The sequence below is a fragment of the Planctomycetia bacterium genome (genome assembly GCA_021413845.1).
In the GTDB taxonomy this organism is placed as follows: domain Bacteria; phylum Planctomycetota; class Planctomycetia; order Pirellulales; family PNKZ01; genus PNKZ01.
On record JAIOPP010000166.1, the window covers coordinates 33,125 to 53,132 of the forward strand.

Annotated in this window: 12 protein-coding genes; 3 read left to right on the forward strand and 9 right to left on the reverse strand. The window is 61.2% G+C overall.

Going from position 1 to position 20,008, the window contains the following annotated elements; all coding sequences use genetic code 11:
• Positions 1-290: 290 nt before the first annotated feature.
• Positions 291-989, forward strand: coding sequence for a response regulator transcription factor (locus tag K8U03_27030; protein ID MCE9608556.1), 699 nt, complete (start codon positions 291-293; stop codon positions 987-989).
• Between the two features lie 87 nt (positions 990-1,076).
• Here the strand turns inward: K8U03_27030 and K8U03_27035 are convergent, their stop codons facing one another.
• From K8U03_27035 to K8U03_27060, 6 genes are all read right to left on the reverse strand, one after another.
• Positions 1,077-3,395, reverse strand: coding sequence for a hypothetical protein (locus tag K8U03_27035; GenBank protein ID MCE9608557.1), 2,319 nt, complete (start codon positions 3,393-3,395; stop codon positions 1,077-1,079).
• A 121-nt stretch (positions 3,396-3,516) separates the two neighbouring features.
• Positions 3,517-4,977 (reverse strand): response regulator, encoded by a 1,461-nt coding sequence (locus K8U03_27040; GenBank protein MCE9608558.1) that lies wholly within the window; start codon positions 4,975-4,977, stop codon positions 3,517-3,519.
• Positions 4,974-5,372 (reverse strand): transposase, encoded by a 399-nt coding sequence (locus K8U03_27045; protein MCE9608559.1) that lies wholly within the window; start codon positions 5,370-5,372, stop codon positions 4,974-4,976. Before K8U03_27045 ends, K8U03_27040 begins: the two co-directional genes overlap by 4 nt.
• A complete protein-coding gene (locus K8U03_27050) occupies positions 5,297-5,713 on the reverse strand; it encodes a transposase (GenBank protein MCE9608560.1) in 417 nt (138 codons plus the stop codon). Before K8U03_27050 ends, K8U03_27045 begins: the two co-directional genes overlap by 76 nt.
• A gap of 158 nt (positions 5,714-5,871) precedes the next feature.
• The gene (locus tag K8U03_27055) at positions 5,872-7,128 is read right to left on the reverse strand and encodes a DUF1552 domain-containing protein (protein ID MCE9608561.1); all 1,257 of its coding nucleotides are present in this window, start codon (positions 7,126-7,128) and stop codon (positions 5,872-5,874) included.
• 33 nt (positions 7,129-7,161) lie between these two features.
• Entirely contained in the window at positions 7,162-9,534 is a 2,373-nt protein-coding gene (locus tag K8U03_27060; protein ID MCE9608562.1) for a DUF1592 domain-containing protein, read from the reverse strand.
• 120 nt (positions 9,535-9,654) lie between these two features.
• Here K8U03_27060 and K8U03_27065 point away from each other — a divergent pair, with 120 nt between their 5' ends.
• Positions 9,655-13,698 carry a hypothetical protein gene (locus K8U03_27065; protein MCE9608563.1) on the forward strand — a complete coding sequence of 1,348 codons (4,044 nt, stop codon included), beginning with the start codon at positions 9,655-9,657 and terminating at the stop codon, positions 13,696-13,698.
• Between the two features lie 3 nt (positions 13,699-13,701).
• Here K8U03_27065 and K8U03_27070 read toward each other — a convergent pair whose 3' ends face one another.
• Together K8U03_27070 and K8U03_27075 are read right to left on the reverse strand one after the other, a co-directional pair.
• A complete protein-coding gene (locus tag K8U03_27070) occupies positions 13,702-14,568 on the reverse strand; it encodes a transglutaminase family protein (protein MCE9608564.1) in 867 nt (288 codons plus the stop codon).
• Positions 14,569-14,580: 12 nt separating this feature from the next.
• Positions 14,581-15,441, reverse strand: coding sequence for a transglutaminase family protein (locus tag K8U03_27075; GenBank protein ID MCE9608565.1), 861 nt, complete (start codon positions 15,439-15,441; stop codon positions 14,581-14,583).
• 189 nt (positions 15,442-15,630) lie between these two features.
• On the opposite strand from K8U03_27075, the gene K8U03_27080 reads away from it, so the two are divergent.
• The gene (locus K8U03_27080; protein ID MCE9608566.1) at positions 15,631-18,711 is read left to right on the forward strand and encodes a CHAT domain-containing protein; all 3,081 of its coding nucleotides are present in this window, start codon (positions 15,631-15,633) and stop codon (positions 18,709-18,711) included.
• A 45-nt stretch (positions 18,712-18,756) separates the two neighbouring features.
• Here K8U03_27080 and K8U03_27085 read toward each other — a convergent pair.
• On the reverse strand, positions 18,757-20,008 hold a 1,252-nt coding region (locus tag K8U03_27085), incomplete at its 5' end, for a hypothetical protein (protein MCE9608567.1).

Consider the following 20,008-nt stretch of genomic DNA (forward strand, 5'->3'; position numbering starts at 1 on the left):
ATGTACCGCACTTTGCAAGATCACAGCAAGCGCTCCATCGCGCCGGCAGCGATCGTGAATGCATTGAATCACGGACAAGCAAAGACGATCGAGATTCTGCCTCTTACGGCCGACGGAAATCGACCCGAAAATCAGCGGCGATGGCACCGGAATTGCTTCAAGAATATCCAAGAACCTGCTCCGGCCTTAAGCCTATGCGCTACGAGCCGGACTGCGAAATGCCGTGTTTTGCATCGACCGCCGCTGAAGGCGGCACGCTGTTGTCGTTTGTTTTGAGTGGAGTTCGATCCATGTCTCAAGATCTGCCGGGGAATAAAATCGGCATCTTGATCGTCGACAACCATCCGGCTGTCCGCGAAGGGCTTGCGCTACGCATCTCGCGCCAGCCCGACATGCAAGTCGCCGGCGAAGCGGCAGATGTCGACGAGGCGTGGGCGTTGATCGAGCGAGTTGAGCCGGAGATCGTCATTATCGATATCTCGCTGAAAAAAGGGAATGGTCTCGACCTTGTGAAGAAGATCAAAGCCGAGGGAAACTCGACCCGCTGCTTGGTGTGGTCGATGTTCGACGGCCTGCTCTATGCCGAGCGAGCTCTGCGCGCCGGAGCGCAAGGATACATCAATAAGGAAGAAGCGACCGATCGGGTTATCGCCGCGATTCGGAAAGTGCGCGACGGCGGAATGTATGCCTCCGAGCAGCTGCTGGAAAAGCTCGATAGCCGCGCAGCCGCTAAGAAGAGAGAGCCTTCCGCAAGCACTTCGCTCGTCGAGGAATTTTCCGACCGTGAGCTGCAAGTGTTTCAGCTCATCGGTCAAGGTTGCGACATGCAGCGCATTTCCGAACGGATGAATTTAAGTATCAAGACCGTCGAGACCTATCGGGCCCGGATTAAACAGAAGCTCAATCTACCGAGCCGTACGGAGCTGGTGCGTACCGCCGTGGAATGGGTGCTCTACGAAGCGTCGCCGAACCGCGATAAATCGCTATAGCGCATCGGCGCCTCAGGAACTGGTAAAAATTCCACCCTCTTGCTTGCGCAACGACCGGTTTTCACTATTTGGCGCAAGGACGGTCTCTTAGCGCACGAGCATCCAATCCAGCGTGGCATTTGCCGGAGCCGGCTTGTCGAAGGTTACGGTGAATCCCTCGGGCCCTTTTTCCGAGATCGCACGGTTGCCGAGCCACGATTGCTCGACGAACACGGCATAGTCTCCGTCGGCCTCGGCAGTTGCGAACTTGATCCGCACGCTGGTCTCGGCATTCGCCACTGCGACGTTCTTGCCGCGCAAGTTGCGCGCCGGCTTGTCGTCGCCTGAAAGACCGGCCACGCTCGTAACCGCGCCGCCGGCTTGAATGCCGCCGCCGACGAACTCGAACGCGCCGCTCTCACGGCTCACCGTAAGCGAAGCCACCTTCTGAGTCGTCGCGGGCAGGGTTACGCCCCGCGTAATGCCGGTCTTTGTGTTCGCGGCATCGTCCGGGTCGGAGTGGCCGTAGAACCATTGAATCGGCTGAACATGATGGGGTTGTTGGAACAAGATCGCGGCCTTGGCGAAGTCGGCTTTGAAGTTGAGTCCGATCGTCGCCGCACTGTTCGCGACGATCAGGTTGTCCCAGGCCGGCTTTTGTTCTTGGCGTTTTTCGACGTCGTCCAAGTTAGCCGGTCCGCCTGCTATGCTGATGACCGAGTAGCGCGAAGCCGCGCCGTTGTTCGCGACGTCCATCACCGCAGCCGGAAACTGCCCCGGCACGTCTTCCCACATCCAGACGCGAAAAGCTTGCGGCTTAAACGGATCGGGCCCGATCGCCTGTTCGACCGCGTCCCCCTTTTCGAAGTCGGACTTCGTGCCGATTCCTGCGTGCGGTGCGACGCCGAGCGTTCGCTGTCCGCCCCGATCGCCCCCCGGCAGAGCACGCGAGACGTCGTTCACATACGTTCCCGGCGCGATCACATAACCGAGCGGCCGGATATGCTCGTCCCAGGTATAGTTTTCGGTGCGATACAACGTCGGGCTGCCGGCGCTTTTCGCTCCCCACCAGAAACGCTGAATCTCGATATCCTTCGTGCCGTCGGCGTTGGCGATGAATTTCGTAATCAGATACCAACGGAAATTCCCCTCGGGAGTTTTCTCGGTCGGTTCGTTGACGGCGAAGAAGCGGCCGACGACCGCGGGGGTCCAATCGCAAGCTTGATCGCCCCGAATGAGCCCGCCGAACTTGCGCTCGATCGACTTCGTAATCGGGCTCGTCACTAGGCCGGTCGTGTAATCCTGGCCGTTGAACTTGCTCATCTTCGGGTCCGGCAAGTCGTAGTCGGTCCGACCGGCGACGATCAGTACTTTGCCTGCCGTGAGGTGCTTCTTGGGATTGAGATTGATGAGCGGCCGCGAGTCGCCGAGCGTTTGCACATTGCTGGCGGAGTTCGAAAAGACGAGCTTCGATTGCGCCCAATCCACGGACTCGACCGTGCTCCGGAAGTTGTTGTCTTGCGAACGAATGAAGGCCGCATAGCAGTTGCCGTTTTCGTCGCCGGCCGCCGAATGGACGTTGCTCATGTAGTTGAAGTCGCAGTAGTAGATGTAGGTGTCGCCGTGCGCGTATTGATTGCGAATCACCTTCACGTCGTACGTTTGATTGTCGTTGTTGCTGGTTTGCAGCATATGCAGCAGGCCGGTGTTGCTCTTGTTGTGCAAGATCGCGCCGGCGACGTGGTCGAGGTCGGTATCGGCGACGAGATAGTTCAAGTTCTTCTCGGCGTCATAGCCGATCGACTTGACCAACGCGCGCGTAACGCCGCCGCCGTAGCCCGGCCCGCCATGGACGTTGAGAAACTGGCCGGGCCGAATGCCGCGAACGGTCGGGAGATAGAAGCGCTGATCCTTCCCCTTCTTCACCGGCGCTTGGAGCCAATCGAGATAGCTGATCGCACCGTAGACGAGATTGCTTTCGAGCGTAATCGCCGGATGCGTACCCCAATGCGGCAGGCTATCCCCTTCGGCGAGGCGCAGATCGCGCTGGATGTGCATGCCGCTCAGCGGTGGCACTTGCACGACGACGCTCTTGCCGTCGTGCGAAATGAGGGTTACTCCTTGACCGGTCGTCCAGCGCTTCGTTTCGGCCGGAGCGTCGGGCGTACGAATCAGACCTTGCAGCGGCACGACCTTGTTCGTCAATTGACTCCAAGCCGCCGCGGGAATCTCGAGCACGCCGCCGGTTGTGCGCATTTCGGACATCGCTTTTTGATACGTCTCGACAAGCTTCTGAGGCCCGGTGTCGCCGAACTCGCCGAGAGGCCGAACCACCGAGACGGCCTCGGCTCCCTGCGCATAAGTTGTGATGAGCGGCAGGAACAAGCTGGAGAAAACGAGACCGAAACGGAAGCAAAAGCGCGACATAAGATGAACTCCGGCAAGGCGGCGTGGCGTGGACGAACTCGCGTGGCGAACCGCGAGAGTCGGCATCATAACCACGGACGAGAGCCGATCCTAGCTGCCGCCGAAAAAGTCGCCGGCGCCGTTAGCGTACGTCGGCGTGCTCAAGAACTCCGTTTAGTATTCGCTCGAGTGCCTCGCTTACGGCTTCGAGCTGGATCGGCTTCGAAACGTAATCGTCCATCCCGGCTTGGAAGCATTTCTGCCGAGCTTCGGCGAACGCGTTCGCGGTCATCGCGACGATCGGCGTATGGCCTCCCTGCTTGCGCTCGAGCTCGCGAATCCGCTTCGTCGCTTCGAGCCCATCGAGGTCGGGCATTTCCATGTCCATGAAAATCGCATCGAACCGTTCGCCGTGAAAAGCGTCGATCGCTTCTCGGCCGGAGCTCACGACCGTGCATCGATGTCCCAGCGCTTCGACGATTCCGATCGCGACGGCTTGGTTTACGCTCAGATCGTCGGCGAGAACCACAAGATCGTCGTTGCCGTTCGCCTGTAGTTGCTCGACCAGGCGCCAGCCTTCCTCGCCGTTCGGAATCGGGCTGCAAACCGCTCCGGCTTCGAGCAGCGCTTCATGGTATGTGCCTCGAGCTCGGGCGCTGTCGCAACAAAGCAGCACGTGCCGCCCTGCCAACGGTTGCTGCCGAATCCGATCGGGTGCGCCGGGAATGCATTCGAGAGGAATCGTAAAATGGAACACGCTTCCGACACCTAGTTCGCTTTCGACCCAGATGCGGCCTCCCATCAGGTCGACCAACTGCGCCGAGATGGAAAGGCCCAGACCGGTGCCGCCGTAGCGTCGCGTCGTCGAGCTGTCGCTTTGCTCGAAGGCGTCGAAGATCAACACCCGTTTGTCTGGGGAAATGCCGGGCCCATCGTCGGCGACCGAGACATGCACGTACTCTCGTCCGTCGCCGCCGCGTTCGACGTTTGTATCGACGAACACCTCGCCCGACTCGGTGAACTTAATCGCGTTGCCGACGAGATTGACGATCACCTGCCGAATCCGACCGGGATCGCAAGCGAGTTGCGTCGGCAAGGCCGGCGAGATTCGATGAATCAGTTCCAGTCGCTTCTGCGCCGCATGGCTTCCCATGAGCCGCATCGCATCGGAAATGACGCTATGTGGATTCGCGGCGATCTTTTCCAGCACCATCTTGCCGGCCTCGATCTTCGACAGATCGAGGATATCGTTCAGCAAATGCAAGAGCGTGTCGCCCGATTGGCGAACGATGCCGAGATAGGTTCTCTGTTGGGCCGTGAGCCCGGTGCGGAGCGTGAGATCGGTCATTCCGAGAATGCCGTGCATCGGGGTGCGAATCTCATGGCTCATCGTCGCCAAGAAGCGACTCTTCGCCGCGTTGGCTGCTTCAGCCACGTCTTTCGCGAGACGCAATTGCTCTTCGGCGCGGCGTAGTTCTTTCGCAGTTCGGCCTAGTTCCGTATTCGAGATCGCCAACTCCGTCGCACGCAGTTCGGCAGCCGCGGTTCGTTCGGCGACGCGCTCTTCCAGCGTAGCGTTGAGTTTTCCTAGAGGCAGTTTCAAAACCGCCTCAGGACGATCATGAGACAAGCGAGCTTGGCGAAGCCATGGAAGAGGAAGGCGTAGAACTCGTAGCGGGTGACGAGTCGTCGGAAGGCTTTGAGCCAGCCGATCGTGCGCTCGACGATCCAGCGTTTACGATAACGCCGGAGCGGTCGGCCGTCTTGAGTGGCCGGTCGTTTGCGGCCGCGACGGTGCGGACAGATGAGCTCGACGCCGCGATCGGCCAAGCGTGCGCGGAGCGGATCGCTGTCGGCGGCCCGATCGTAGATCAGCCGCTTCGGCAAACGCGCGACGACCGCTTGCTCGAGCAGCGGCTCGATCAGAGTGACTTCGCCGGGACGAGCGCTGTCGACGTCGATCGAGAGCGGCAAGCCGGTGCCGTCGACCAGCAGCATGAGCTTCGAGCCCTTGCCGCACTTGGTCGGGCCGTGATAATCGCCCCCTTTTTAGCCGCGGCGAACGTGCCGTCGGCGAAACCTTCGTCCCATGCGACGTCGCCTTGCCGATCGAGCTTCAAGATCAGTCGCCGCCAGGCGCGATCCCAGACGCCGTCATTCGACCACTGCTCGAAGCGGCGCCAACAGGTGACGTACGACGGGAACGAGCGCGGCAAATCCTTCCAACGCGCGCCGGTCCTGAGGATCCAGAGAATCCCTTCGACGCAGCGTCGCGCGTCGGCCCGCGGTCGACCGCCGCGCGGATCGGGGGCGGGATCGACGAACAGATCGGAGATCAAAGACCGAAGCCGGCACCGCTTATCGGCGTTATCGGATGGTTCGACTTCGCACCATCACGGGGAAACCCGCAAACTGCGCGCGGCTTTTCTCGAACGAACATCCAGGCGTTTTCTGGCCCTTTGCTCATTCGCTCCGTGATCGATGCCGCATCGTTTGGCTACCGGACGTCGAGCCCTTGCATCGTGCCGGTCGTTCCGGCGAACGAGTCGGTTTCGACTCCCAAGCGTTGCGCGATGCTCACGAACAATTTAGGCAACGGGTAATTGTTGCGGGCATCGAATGCGAGATGGTTGCCATGCTTGAAGCCGCCGCCGGCGAGAAGCACCGGGAGATTCGTCGTGAGGTGGCCGCTCGCGTTGCCGAGATTGCTGCCGAGCAACACTTGAGTTCGGTCGAGCAAGCTCGAACCGTTTTCCATGCTCTGCTGAAGGCCTGTGAGAAACTCGAAAAAAGCTTTCATTGTGGCGAGCTCGATGAGCTCGAGTTGGCGAAGCATATCGGGATTCTTCCCGTGGTGCGAGAGGCCGTGGTAGCCGAGTTGCACGCCGGAGATCAACGGGACCGTGCCGAAGCCGGTGCCGCCGAGCGTGATGAGGCGCGAGCTATCGTTTTCCAGCGCGAGGCGGATAATGTCGAAATGTCCACGCAGCCGGCCGACGAGATCGGCACCGGGCAACTCGCCCGGCGGCTTCGCTTTCACGATCGGCTTCGGCGTCCGATTCCAGGTCTCGGCCTTCGCGAGGCGCCGTTCCGTCTCGCGCACGGCGGTTAAGAACTGATCGAGCTTATCGCGATCGGCCGGGCCGATGCGGCGCTCCATCGATTTCGCGTCGCTTAGCACCGTGTCTAAGATGCTCCGGCCGTCTTCCAGATCGCGTTCCAAGCCGGCGACTTCGCGCGGTGAACCGGTTAAGAACAACTTCGCGAACGCCTTGCCCGGCGACTGCTCCGGAGGAATCGCCACGCCGTTGGCCGACCACGAGAGGGTCTTCTCGCCGAGCGTGAGCGATGCAAAGCGGGTCTTCTCGCCGATCTTGTCGGCGAGATATTGATCGAGCGAAATCGTGTTTTTGAAAGTCCGCGCACCCGGCGAAGGGGCAGCCGTGAGGAATGATTTCTCCGCCGCATGCCCGCCGTCGACGCCCGGATGGCTCGTGCCGGAAAAGACCGTGAACTTGTCGCGCAGCGCTTCGCCGGGTTGCAAGTAGCTCGTCATCGCGTAGCCCGCGCCGGCTTGCTCCGGAAAGAACTTCTCCGGAATGAAGCCGAGCGGAACGTTGATCGCCACGAATCGCGCCGGCGACGCCTCGGCCGGAGCGGCCCGCAACCGAACGGGCTGCATCGCGTCCAACAGCGGCAACGCCACGGCAACCCCGGTCCCTCGCAAAAACGTGCGGCGTGAAAGAGCGTTCATAGTTCGGGATGCGCGATGGTTTCGAGTTCGTGGTTAACGCGTAGCGAAGGTTTTGCTGCTGACGATCGCGTGGATCAACGTCCGTAGGCCGTTGCCGTCGGCGCGCGTCCGTGTCGTGATTTCGGAGATCGATTCCCGATCGCCGAAGCCCATCTCGCGACCCAGCGCGTACGACAGAATCTTTTCCGTGAGACAGTGCGCAAAGTCGTCGCGCTTCGTGAGCAACAGCTTCTTGAAGTCACGAATGTCGGCGAAGCGCTCGCCGCTTTCCGTCTCGCCGGCGGTGTCGACCTTCGCGGCTTTTTCTACCCGCCCCCAATTGTGTTCGACGTTCGTCACATGCCAACGGAGATAGTTTTCCCGAAACGCTCCCGTCGGGTCGAAGCTCTCCAAAGCGAAGCCCGGGGGATCGATCGACTTATGGCAGACGTTGCAACTTTCGACGTTGCGATGCTTCGCCAATTGCTCGCGCACCGTGACCGCGCCCCGAATGTCGGGCTCTATGCCCGCGGTGTTCGGCGGCGGCGGCGGAGTCGGCCGGCCGAGGATGTTTTCCAGCACCCAGACGCCGCGCGTGACGGGCGATGTCGTCGTGCCGTTGGCCGTCACTTTGAGCACCGCGGCTTGCGTGAGCACGCCGCCGCGCACGCTTCCCGTCGGCAACGAGACCTTGCGTAGCGCCAATCCTGCGACACCGTCGATCTCGTAGTGCCGCGCCAAACGCTCGTTGAGCATGGCCCAATCGGAATCGAGAACGTCATCGATCGAGATGTCTTCGCGCAGCATTTCCCGAAAGAAGCCCTCGCTCTCCCACGCCATGCTCTCTTGCAGCAGCTCATCGAATTTCGGATAGAGCTTCACGTCGGGCGTGGTCTCGCCTAGTTGCCGCAAGTGGAGCCATTGGCCGGTGAAATTCTTCACGAATGCTTCGCTCTTCGGGCTCTTGAGCATTCGCTCCACTTGCGCTTTCAACACCTCGGGCGTGTGCAACCGCTTCTCGGCAGCGAGATCGAGGAGTTCTCGATCGGGCGGCGCGCTCCAGAGAAAATACGCCAAGCGCGCGGCGAGTTCCGTATCGGAGACGCGGTCGCTATCGCCGGCGGGTTTGTCTTCGTTGAGATAAAGAAAATGAGGCGAGCACAACACGCCGATTAATGCGGCCCGCAAGCTCTCGTGAAACGTCCGGCCCGATGCCAATCGCGTGGCGACTAAATCGGTGTAGCGTGCGACTTCTTCGTCGCTCGCGGCGCGTCGAAATGCGCGCGGCACGAAGCTTCGTAAGATCCGCTTCGCGTCGTCGAGCGTGCCGGTCTTCAAATCCGTCGTACCGAGCAATCGCGTATGACATTCCGGCGGCCAAGCTTCGATGATCGGCCCCGTCACTTCAACCTCGCCGAATCCGACCCCCGCGTATACGACGCCCGGTTTCTTATTCAACCAGGTCGGAAGCCCGAGCGGGAAGAATTGGATTGCTCCCTTGGCATCCATCGTCGTTTCGATCTCGAACGTCTTCGGCTCCGCGCCGACTTCGAAGTAGCCGAGGTTCCGCTGCGTCACGCCGTGCGCATCGAACGTCGACGCCGTCACCGTAAAGCACAACGGGCTCGGCGAGGCGAAAGTCGCCGCTTGAAAGCGAAAGCGGTACTTGCCGCGCGTCGGCACTCGTTTGCTGCGCGTCGAGACCTTCGAGTATTCCGAATTGTCGGAGCTCGTATGGATCACGATTCGCTCGTCGACGAAGTCGTATGTGCCTTGGCCGAAATACTGTTTCACTTCGTCGATCGCATCGACTTGGAACGTCTCCGTTTTCGGTCGCTCGCCGAGCGTGATCGCCGCATCGATGGTCCCCCTCGCGGCTTCCAAGTAGCCTTGCATCTGCTCGGTCGACACGGCGAGCGCTTCGCCGTTGTTGTCGAAGCCGCCCGCTTGTTGATCTTCGGGCAGAAGATTCTGAAGTTCGATATCGACGGCCAGCAGATCGTGGATCGTGTTTTGATATTCGATCCGATTCAAGCGCCGCTCGACGACTTCGCGCTGAGCCCGATCCGCCGCGGCCAGAGTAGGACGAAGCACGCCGAGAAACGATTCGACCTCGGCACGCGCAGGCTTAGGACTATCGGCCGGCGGCATCTCGCCGCGCGCCACGCGATCGTAGATCCGGGTCCAAAGATCGGTCTGCGCGCGACCATGCATGGCGAAGTCGGGCTTCTCTAAACTTAAGCGACCTTGCTTCGATTCCGCGTCGTGGCAATCGAGGCAATGTTTCTTAAAGAACAGGCCGAGCTGCTCTTGGAACTCTTGCGAAGGCTCCGCTCCCGTCACGCGTGCCGGATACAAGTCGAGGCCGGCGAAGCATGCCACGACGGCTGAGAGGACGACACGGCTAAAGAGATGATTTCGCTGCATCCCGCCATCTTAGCACGGCACGGCTCGTCGCGTAGCTGCCGCCTGCTGTCGTCGGCCTTTGCCGCGGCTATACTGCAAGCCCCCCGCCGCCCCGATTCCCGCCCACCTCGGAGGCCTCGCATGTTGCTCCTCACGGCCATTGGCCGCCGATTCTTTACGTCGTCGCTTTCCGTTTTGTTGCTATCGACCTGTGCCGGCGCCGCAGCGGCGGCTACGCGCATCGAGCTCGTCGTCGATGAGGCGACGCACGCACGAACCGTGGCATGGCCCGTCACGACCGGCGTGCCGTTTCCGCTTCGAGCCCTTACCGATGAACGACGGTGTCGCCTCGTCGACGACACCGGTGCCGAGCAGCCGCTGCAAGCGAAAGCCGCCGCGACGTGGGACGCCGCCCGTTCGAGCATTCGCTGGCTCACGATCGATTTCATCGCACGGCCCGGACGAAAGTATGCGCTGGAGTTCGGTCCTGATGTGCGACGAAAAGAATTCCCGCCCGTGATCGGCATCGTCGATCGCGACGATGTCGTCGTTGCAACCGGAGCGCTGGAAGTCGAGTTCTCGCGCCAAGGTCCGGCTGTGCTCGGGTCGGTACGTTTCGATCTCGACGGCGACGGCAAGATCGGGCCGAGCGAGCGGATCGCATCGGGCCCGACCGCCGGCGATCACAAGTTCGTCGATCAAAATAACCACGCTTCGACCGGAACACGCGACGGAGCCGATCGTCAGGTCGTCGTCGAAGCGACCGGGCCGGTTCGGGCCTGCGTCCGTGTCGATGGCTGGTACACCGGGTCCGGCGGCCGGCGGATCGTCGCTTATCGGACGCGCTATCATCTTTTCGCCGGCCTGTCGCTGATGAAGGCGATCGACGAGTTCCGCATCGTCGGCTCGACCCGCGATGTACAATTCCACGAAATTGCGTTGCCGCTCGCGCTCGATCTCGCCGGCGACAAGCGAACCGTCGCGACTGCCGAGGGGGTGTTCGGTAAACCACCGACGTACGAAGTCTCTGCGGTTCAAGAAACGTATCGGCATTACGGCAACCCGCTTTGCAAGGCGTCGGTCGTCGAGTCGAGCGAGAAGGGAGAGCGAACCACGCACGATTCGCAACGAGTCGGGCCTTGGATGCAAGTCGTCGATGGGCGGGCGGCGATCACCGGTTCGCTGCGCAACTTGTCGCAGCAGTTTCCTAAAGAGTGGCAATACGAAAAGAATCAACTCACGCTCCATCTGCAAAGTCCGCGCGCCGAGCCGCTCGACTTCGGCGAAACAGGCCTGAAGAAATTCTTCGGGCCGGCCGGCGCGAAGTATCTGCTCGATTGGAAAGCCAACGGCGGCAGTTCGCCGATCTCCGACTTCTTCTACTACGCCGGCCGGCATGCCTTGAAGCGCGATGGCGCGGACGGCCTCGGCATCAACAAGCATCACGAGATTTGGTACCACTTCGGCTTGGCAGCCGATCAAGCCGCGGGTCGCGAATATGGCGCGCTGGCGGACCAGCAACCTCTCTGCCTCGCAACCGGCAAGTGGAACGTCGACACCGGCGTGTTCGGGCCGTTGGCCGCGCGACCGAGCAAGCCGCTTTCTGATAACCGATATGAAGCGATCGTCGATCGGATCTTCGATCTCGAACGGACGGCGCAAGACGATTTCGGCGACTATGGCTGGTTTCTGTTCGGCGCCGGGCCGCACTATAGCTACCAATGGGATCCGGAAACCAAAAAACATTACGCCGACCCGCGACGCTTCGAGTACCACACTTATCAGCGCGAAACGCAACTCTGGTGGACGTATTTCCGCTCGGGCGAGCGCAAGTTCTACGATTGGTGCTTGCCGTCGGAAAACCATTGGGTCGATATCGCGGTCGCGCATACGCCGACGATGTATTCGACCGAATGGCGCGGCGGAAAAGCCGGTGAGGCCCAACTCCACTATCCGGCCGGCGATTGGAGCATCGATAGCCCTCTGCATTACGTTCGTCACCACGACACCGGCGAAGCCTGGCTGCGGAGCGCTTCGCAGTATTGGGCAACGTATCATCGGACGCTCGAAACGACGACGCTCGCTTACTACTTGACCGGCGACGAGCGTTACAACGACGTCGTCGACTTTTGGAAAGCGTATTGGGGCGCGCTCGCCGGCATTCGTAGCGATTCCGCCGCCGCCAAGCCTTGGCATAAAGATCAGATGTGGTGGGTGCCGACTGCTGCCGGAGCGCCGACGAAGAGCTGGGCCGAGATGCTTCGCGACTACGCGCCGTTTCAATCCGGCTCGCGGCATCAGCAGACCTTGTTCTTCAATCTCTCGACGATGTACGAACACACCTGGGACCCGACGATTCGCCAAGTGCTCGACGAGTATGCCGCGGCCTTCATCCAACCGGAGAACCCCAACGGCGTGTGGCAATGCCAAGACCACCGCTTGCCGGCGAACGCCGATAGCCCGCTACTGGCGCACTTTTGGGCTCCGGCACTTTGGAAGTATGCCCGCGCTTCGGGCGATCCGCGCATGCCCGACGTGCTGAAAAAGTATTTCACTGCGTGCCTCGATGCCGATCCTTACGGCGGCGATGTCGGCATTTACTCGAACAACCAGATCGCTTGGGCCTGGCACTTTACGCGCGATCCGCGGGCCATCATTGCCGCGAAGCACGAGCTCGACAAACTGCTGCCGAACGCCGAGCCGCTCGCGAAGCCGGAAGACTTGGGGCAGCGAATTTATAATCCGTATGCACCGATCGCGGCGCTGGCGGCCGTGCCGCGGTTGATCGGAATCATCGAAGAAGCGCAGCCCTACGGCAGTTCGAGCCCGCCTACTTCGGCGCTCGAACCGCAGCGAACGCTCATCGCCGCGCGGGTGAATTCCACGTTCCGCGGCACGTTGTGGGGCTGGGATCCCGCGGTCGAGGTTTACGACGTCCACGGAATCGCGCGCGCGAAGACAAGCGTCGGCATTCTCCGCTCGCATCGGCAACCCTTCGATCGAAGCCTCGCCGGATTTCAAGTCTTTCGCACGGAATTCACTTCCGAAGAGTCTATGAACGAGCGTTGGTTGTATCTGTCGCCGAAGTTGGAGACCGGCATCTTGGAACTCGCCGATGGTCTTAACAAGGTCTGGTGTTGGGCGGGCGAGCCGGTGGAGATCGCGCCGCGCGAGCGCTGGTATTGGCAAAGGACGAGCAACGTTGAGGAACTTACGATCGAGACGGCTCGCCCCGGCCTATTAAGAGTGTCGCGCGAGGGGCCGCCGTTGTTGACGCGAATCGAAAAGAATCGCCTGATCGTATCGTTCGGGCAGCTCCCGAAGGCGGATTTGATTACGATCGAAGCAACCGACGGGCAGGCGCATTGGTTTCGCATCGCCGATCTGCCCGACGCCGAATGCTGGGTGACGCCGCAACGACCGACAGATCGCAAAATCGAGCTGCCGCCGATGCCCGCGAAGTTGCTGGAAGCGCGCCGCAAGCCGGCGCTCGAAGTCGATGAAGCGTTCACGACGGGGCGTTTCGGCAAAGGGCTCTACGTCGCCGGAAAGAACGAGTTCGAGATTCCCGACGAAATCACCACGGCCGATGGCTCGCAGCGGCGCCTCTCCGATCAGCGGCAGGGCTCGATCGACTTTTGGGTTCGTCGCTTGGTCGATGAGCGCCTGCAGCAAGTGCCGGTGACGACGATCCTGTACGCCGGCTCGATCTATGTGACGATGCCGAAGCATGTGCCGCTCGACGAATGGGCCCATGTGGCGATCGATTGGTTTCCGCTCGCCGATGATCCGGAGCAAGTCATCGTGGCGGTCTATGTGAACGGTGTCGATCACGGCAACTATCGCAGCATCTATTGGGCCGGCTACGGCGATCGCCCGCAAAGCTTTACGACGAAGCAGCCGTGGCTAAAGAAGTTTGTGATCAAAGCGCCGCCCGGAGCGGCGTTCGCGATCGATGATCTCCGCATCTCGAGCCAGCCGCGCTACATCGACGTGAAGGTTCCTTTCGGGCGTACGCAGACCTTCAACCCGAACCGCTTCATGGTGCCGACCAGCCCGGCGGAGTTCGACGCCACGACGGTGTTGCTCGCCCCTTTCGACGGGAAGCTCGAATGCCGGACGAAGGAAGGCGCGCTGCCGATCGCAACGATTCGGATAGAAGCGCCGGCGGCAAAAGGAAAGTAACGTTCAAGGGCTCGCAGTAACGCGCTCGGTCGTCACGGCGACGTTCATGCCGAGATAGTCGGCCGAGGTGCCGTTGAACGATCCGGAGATCGGCATGACTCCGCGGGGATGATTGCTCACCCCGGTTACGACATGCTTGAGCGAGGTCGGCTCACCGAGCGTCGGGTCGAAGCCGCGCCAGCCGAGTAGCGGCAGATAGACTTCGATCCAAGCATGCGTCGACGCGCGGCCTGCGAGCGAAGCGGCGCAGTCGAGATAGCCGCTCGCGAATCGGGTTGCGAAGCCGAGAACTCGCGCCGCGTCCATCAACAAGGTTGCCATGTCGCGGCAGCTTCCGCTCCCGAGCGCGAGCGTTTCCGCCGGCGATTGCACGCCTCGTTCGTTGCGACGAAAGTACTTGATTTGCCGATGGACTAACAGATTGAGGGCCGCGGCGAGCGACTCGGCATCGGCATCGCGTGCGGGAAGAGCTTGGTCGAGCCACGATTGCAGAGCGGTGCGGTCTTCGGAATAAGACGCGGTTTGATACGCCCCGACGACGACCGTTTCGAGCGTGTCGTATTCGACGGGAAACGCCACCTGAGGACTCTTATGAGGCTCTTCGGCCGAGAGCGGAAGCGAGCGCTCGACGAGAACCTCGCTGCGAAACTCCAAGCGATCGGCCTCTTCGAGAAAATCAACGATCACGACCGAGTTGCCGAACACATCGCGCGACCAGTTCAAGCGGTGCTTGGGAAAAATATCGAGCGTCATCCGCGCGACATGCAGATCGTGTCCTTCGCGCGGACGGAGCACGAGCCGATGCTGCCCGAACTCGATCGGTCGGGCATAGCGATAAACCGTATGATGTTCGATCCGCAGGGTGCTCATGACGAAGGTATTTTACCGTGCATCGAGCGATACGCCTCGGTGCTTCAGTTGCTTCTTCGACAAAGGAGCGTATTTTTGGCCTTCCGCAAGCCGGCAATCGACTTGAATATTGGTCGACGAGACACGCCCGAAAATGCTCACCACGGCCGCGTCGGCGGCATCGCGCGCCGTGCCGATGCGGACGAGTCCGTTGACATGGGCCAAGCGCGTCGCGTCGAAGATCAGCCAGCGGCCGCCGATGTATGCCTCGAAGCAGGCGTGAAAATCCGGTGGTTGCAATTGGTAGGCGTAGCCGGAGAAGTAGCGGGCGGGAATCGTGAGCGCACGACAGAAGGCGATGCCTAAGTGGGCGAAGTCGCGACAGACGCCCGTCCGCTGCGTGACGGTGTCGTAGGCCGAAGTTTCCGAATTGGTGCTCCCCCGAACGTATTCGACATTCGCGTGAATCCAATCGGCGATCGCCACGACTTGGTCGTAGGGATTCGTGATTTTGCCGAACAGGTCCCAAGCGAGCCGGCTCAAACGATCGGACTGGCAATAGCGGCTTGGAAACAAGAACGTGATCGCCGACTGATCCATTTCCGCGACCGAAGTAGTATCGATTTCCTCGGCGTCGTGAAAACGATAGTTGCAGTCGACCGTCCCTTCGTACGTGAGGGAGATTTTCTTTTTGTTGCCGGTGCGCAGGCGAAGGAACCGATTCTCGCCGCCGTCGATCGAGATCTCTTCCGCCTTGACGCGCGGCTCGATCGTCAGCTTCTCTTCGATGATCGTTTGCGCCGAATTCCGCTGGGGGTGGATATTGAAGATCAACGTCGAAGGGAACGCGACGTCGTAGTCGATCCGGCAGGAGACGTGAAAGCGGAGAGCCATAAAAGTTTTGCGATCATGTAAAAACGCGGAGTTTCCAAGTGGTGCGTACAGCTTAGCAAACGGAGTGCCGCCGCCGGCCGATTGCCCGTTTCGAGCATCGGATTGACCCGCGCCGCAAGGTATCTCATATTGGAATTGCCCGCGACTTCCGTACCGAATCCGCAGGCCTCATCGATCGGAGCCGATGCCATGAGTCGACCAGCGCAAATGCTTCGGTTCATCTTGAATCAAGTCGGTCGACTAGCGGCCTGCTGGCTGGTCTGCGCCCCGATCGCATCGGCGCAGATCGCATCGGCACAGTCGACGCAAACGCCGGCACCGGCCCCCGCGAATCCCGGGGTCAACGAGCAGGCAGTCGCGGTCGGCCAGCTTTTTTACGAAGCAAATCAGCTCCGCGGAGCCGGCAAATATGCCGAGGCCGCCGTCGTCGGGAAGCGAACCTTGGCCGCGTTTCGCGCGGCGATTCCGGTGACCAACGAAAACACATTGATCGTGGTTGTGTGGTTGGCCGAAATTCATGAGCTCGCCGAAGAATGGCCGGAGGCCGAGGATCTGCGCGAGGAAATTTTACGATGGCTCAAGCAACATCGAGGGGCCGAGCATTGGCAAACGACCGATGCTCGACTCGGCTTGGAATATCTGCACAAGCTTCGCTCTCTCACGGCGCGCGAACGACAGGAGCTCCATTACGCGACCCGCATCGGTTTGCAATACGAACTGGAAAACCTGACCGTCACGCTGGCGAAAGCGGAGCAGGTGCGCGAGATTCGCAAGCGGATTCTCGGCGAGAAGCACTCGTTGTATGCGACGAGCCTGAACAATTTGGCTTTGCTGCACTTTCTCTTAGGCAACTTACCGCTTGCCGAACCGCTGTACCTCGAAGCGCGTGAAATCTATCGGCAGCTCGTCGGTGAGAATCATCCCGCATATGCACAAACGCTGCACAATCTGGCTGGTCTCTACGAAACCATGGGAGACTACGCTCGAGCCGAGCCGTTGTATCTGCGCGCGTGCGAGATCAAGAAACGCACGCTGGGTGAAAATCATCAGGAATACGCGCGCAGCGTGATCGCGCTGGCGGCGATGTATTTCAGCGTCGGCGACATCGGGCGCGCGGAGTCGCTCGGCGTCGAGGCGCGCGACGTCTTTCGCCGCACGACGAGCAACCTCTCGCCCGATTATGCGCAGAGCCAGTATTTTCTCGGAATGCTTTCCTATTGTCGCGGAGAATACGCTAAAGCGGAGCCGATGTTCATCGAGTCTCGCGACATCCGGAAGCACACGCTCGGCGGACTCGATCCGAACTACGCGCGCAGCATAGCCGCTCTCGGGGCGCTGTATTACAGCCGCGGCGACTACGCTCGCTGCGAAGCGCTCTATCTCGAAGCCCGCGAGATTCGCAAGGTCGCGCTCAGCGAGCGGCACCCGGAATATGCGTTGAATGTGAACTTGCTCGCGTTTCTCTATGCGACCATCGGCGAGCCGGCGAAGGCCGACCCTCTCTATCGAGAGGCACTCGCCATCTCGCGCCGTTCTTTGGAAACGACCGCCGCGATCCAATCGGAGCGGCAACAACTGGCGATGGGTCAGAGCCTGCGCTATCAGCTCGACAACTACGTTTCGCTCGGGGTGAACTCGGGCCGGTTCGCGCGAAACATCTTCGGCAACGTACTCACTTGGAAAGGAGCGACGTTGGTGCGGCAGCGCGGAATGCGGCTCGCGGCCGATGATCCCACGATCGCCGAGCATTTCGCGAAGCTGCAAGCCACGACCGGGCAACTCTCGTCGTTGAGTCGGGCCTATCCGGAAACGGCCGAGCGGCAGGTCGGGTGGCGCGAGAGGATCGTCGAACTCTCGGCCGAGAAGGAGCGGCTGGAAGCGGAACTCAGCGCCAAGAGCGCCGCGTTTCGCTTAGCGACGAACGAGGTGACGCTCGACGATCTCTTGGCGGCGTTGCCGCCGGATACCGTGCTCGTCGATTTCTTGGAATTCACGCGTAGCACACCGCCGCGCGAAAAAGACAAGCCGCCGACTTACGAACGGCAATGGGTAGCCTTCACGGTACGCCATGCGGAACATCCCGACGGTCAAGTGACGATGCACGCGCTTGGCCCCGCCGAGCCGATCGCCTCGGCGATCGATGCTTGGCGCAAAGCGTTCGGCATGGATCCAGCAGGGATGCAGGCCGGCAATCGATTGCGCACCGTGATCTGGGAACCGTTGCTGAAATCGATCGCCGGCGCGAAGACGATTCTCGTTTCGACCGACGGCGCGCTGGGCCGGTTGCCGCTCGGCGCTCTGCCGGGCCGTGAGCCCGGCAAGTATCTCTTGGAAGAACATCGCCTCGCAATGCTGCCGGTGCCGCAACTGTTGCCGACGTTGGTCAACGCCGCGGGAAAGCGGAAGCTGTCGCAAGAGCTCTTGCTGCTCGGCGATGTCGACTACGATGCGGCTTCCGGGCCTGGTGCGGCTCCCGCGAAGAAGAAGCAGCCCCGTCGCCCCGGCGAGAATCGGGCCCCGGCCGACGGACGATTGTTCGATCCGCTCGCCAACACCGCCGGCGAGATCGCGGCGATCCAAACGCTTTACGCCGGCTTGTTCGAAACGAAGGTCGACGATCCTCGCACGCTCGTGCGACAAGAAGCCGGGGAAGGCCGCTTCCGCGCGCTTGCGCCTCGCTATCGGCATCTGCACCTTGCGACCCACGGCTTTTTCGCCGGCGCCGAACATGCCTCGATCGCGCAAGCAGCCGACACGCGCACCGGGCGCGACCGCGCGATGCTCGGCAGTCGCGAGACGCCGCTCGTAGGGAACAATCCGGGCATTCTCTCGGGCCTCGCACTCGCAGGGGCGAATCGAGAACCGACTTCGGACGGCGACGATGGAATTCTCACGGCGCAAGAAATCGGCGTGCTCGACTTGAGCGGCGTCGATACCGTCGTGCTGAGCGCTTGCGATACCGGTCTCGGCGAAACGGCCGGCGGCGAAGGGTTGCTCGGCGTGCAGCGCGCGTTTCAGATCGCCGGCGCGCGCACGACCGTCGCGAGCTTTTGGAAGGTCGACGATCTCGTGACCCGACTCTTGATGGAACGCTTCTACCGCAACCTCTGGGACAAAGAGATGCCGCGCCTCGACGCTCTTCGCGAAGCGCAGCTCTACATTCTCAATCATCCCGAAGCGCTGCGGGGAAGCGATGCTCCCGAGGAAACGAACCTCCGCGCGAGCCCGCGTTATTGGGCGGCGTTCACGCTATCGGGCGATTGGCGGTAGGCGCGACCGTCGTTCGAACACCGACTTGCCCAAGCGGGATCGCCGCTAATTGGTGCGCTGCTCGACTCTGCATTTCGGCAAAGCGTTCTGCAGCGATTGCATGCCGTTCGAGGTCGCTTGGACGCCGACTCGAACGCTGGTCAGGTTCGGCAATTTCTCCAGGAGGCGCAGCGGCGCGTCCGACGTGTTCGTCAGCGTCAGATCGATCGTGACCAGTTTCTCTAGGTCCTGAAGCTTTCTCAAGCCGCGATCCGTGATCTGGGTTCGCGCGATCGTCAGATTACGGAGCGCGCGAAAGCGAAGCAAGTTATCCAATCCGGCGTCGTCGAGCGGTGTGTTCGAGAACTGAACGGAGTCGAGTTTCGTGAGCTCGGTGAATTGCGAAAGACCGGCGCCGGTGACCTGCGTTCCGGCAAGATCCAAAGTATGGAGATTCGTGCAATCCTTAAGTTGAGCTAAGCCTGCGTCGGTGATGCGGGCATCGTTGAGCGACAACAATCGAAGCTCCGGGAGCCCCCGCAAGGAGACGATGATTTCGTCCGTGAGATGAGGCATGCCCGTCAGATTCAATTGATGGATGCTCATCCCTTGCAAGGGGACCAAGCCTTGATTGCTGATCGAGGTGCCGTTGAGCAACAGCACCCGCAACTCTTTCAAGCCCCGCAAGGGAAGCAATTCGTCATCGCCGACGTTCTTTCGATTGGAAAGATGCACACCGAAGATCGTGAACTTTTCGGTGGGCAGCGGAGATCCAGCCGATAGTTGCACGAAATTGGACGTGTTAGCAATCTGCAAACTCGCGCTGCCGCCCAGCGATTGAATGTATTGCACGAGTTGGCGCTCGTCGCCGACTGCCGGCGCGGGCACGTTGCTGCGCGGCTTAGGAGAGCCGCTGGTCGTCGCGGGTTCGCCGAAGGTGCGGTTGGGCATCACACGATCGGTGCTTGCCGGTACGGTACCGACTGCCGGCACGGCCGAGAGGTCGATTTTCAGGCCGGGGAGCGTCGAAGGGGCGATCTTGCGGGTCGGCAGCGACAAGGCCGTTTCGGCGAGCCGTTTTTCGATGCGGGTCTTCTGCAATCCGCTGAGCAGCGGTGCGGCGCGGCCGTACCAATAGTTCGCCGCGGCGAGGAGCTCCGGCTTCTGCGGCGCCTTCGCGGCTTGCGCGGCGTCCCACCAGGCGTCGCCGGCGGCGCTCTGAGCCGCCGTGTTTTCCAAGGCCTTGACGCTCTTCGCGCCGAGTCCGGCGAGCGTTTCGTCGCCGCTCTTGGCGTAGCGCGGGAACGCGGCCGGCCAA

Coding starts and splice junctions, on each gene's coding strand:
- K8U03_27030 (MCE9608556.1), top strand. CDS start 291: ATGTCTCAAGATCTGCCGGGGAATAAAATCGGCATCTTGATCGTCGAC.
- K8U03_27035 (MCE9608557.1), bottom strand. CDS start 3,395: ATGTCGCGCTTTTGCTTCCGTTTCGGTCTCGTTTTCTCCAGCTTGTTC.
- K8U03_27045 (MCE9608559.1), bottom strand. CDS start 5,372: ATGCTGCTGGTCGACGGCACCGGCTTGCCGCTCTCGATCGACGTCGAC.
- K8U03_27055 (MCE9608561.1), bottom strand. CDS start 7,128: ATGAACGCTCTTTCACGCCGCACGTTTTTGCGAGGGACCGGGGTTGCC.
- K8U03_27060 (MCE9608562.1), bottom strand. CDS start 9,534: ATGCAGCGAAATCATCTCTTTAGCCGTGTCGTCCTCTCAGCCGTCGTG.
- K8U03_27065 (MCE9608563.1), top strand. CDS start 9,655: ATGTTGCTCCTCACGGCCATTGGCCGCCGATTCTTTACGTCGTCGCTT.
- K8U03_27070 (MCE9608564.1), bottom strand. CDS start 14,568: ATGAGCACCCTGCGGATCGAACATCATACGGTTTATCGCTATGCCCGA.
- K8U03_27075 (MCE9608565.1), bottom strand. CDS start 15,441: ATGGCTCTCCGCTTTCACGTCTCCTGCCGGATCGACTACGACGTCGCG.
- K8U03_27080 (MCE9608566.1), top strand. CDS start 15,631: ATGAGTCGACCAGCGCAAATGCTTCGGTTCATCTTGAATCAAGTCGGT.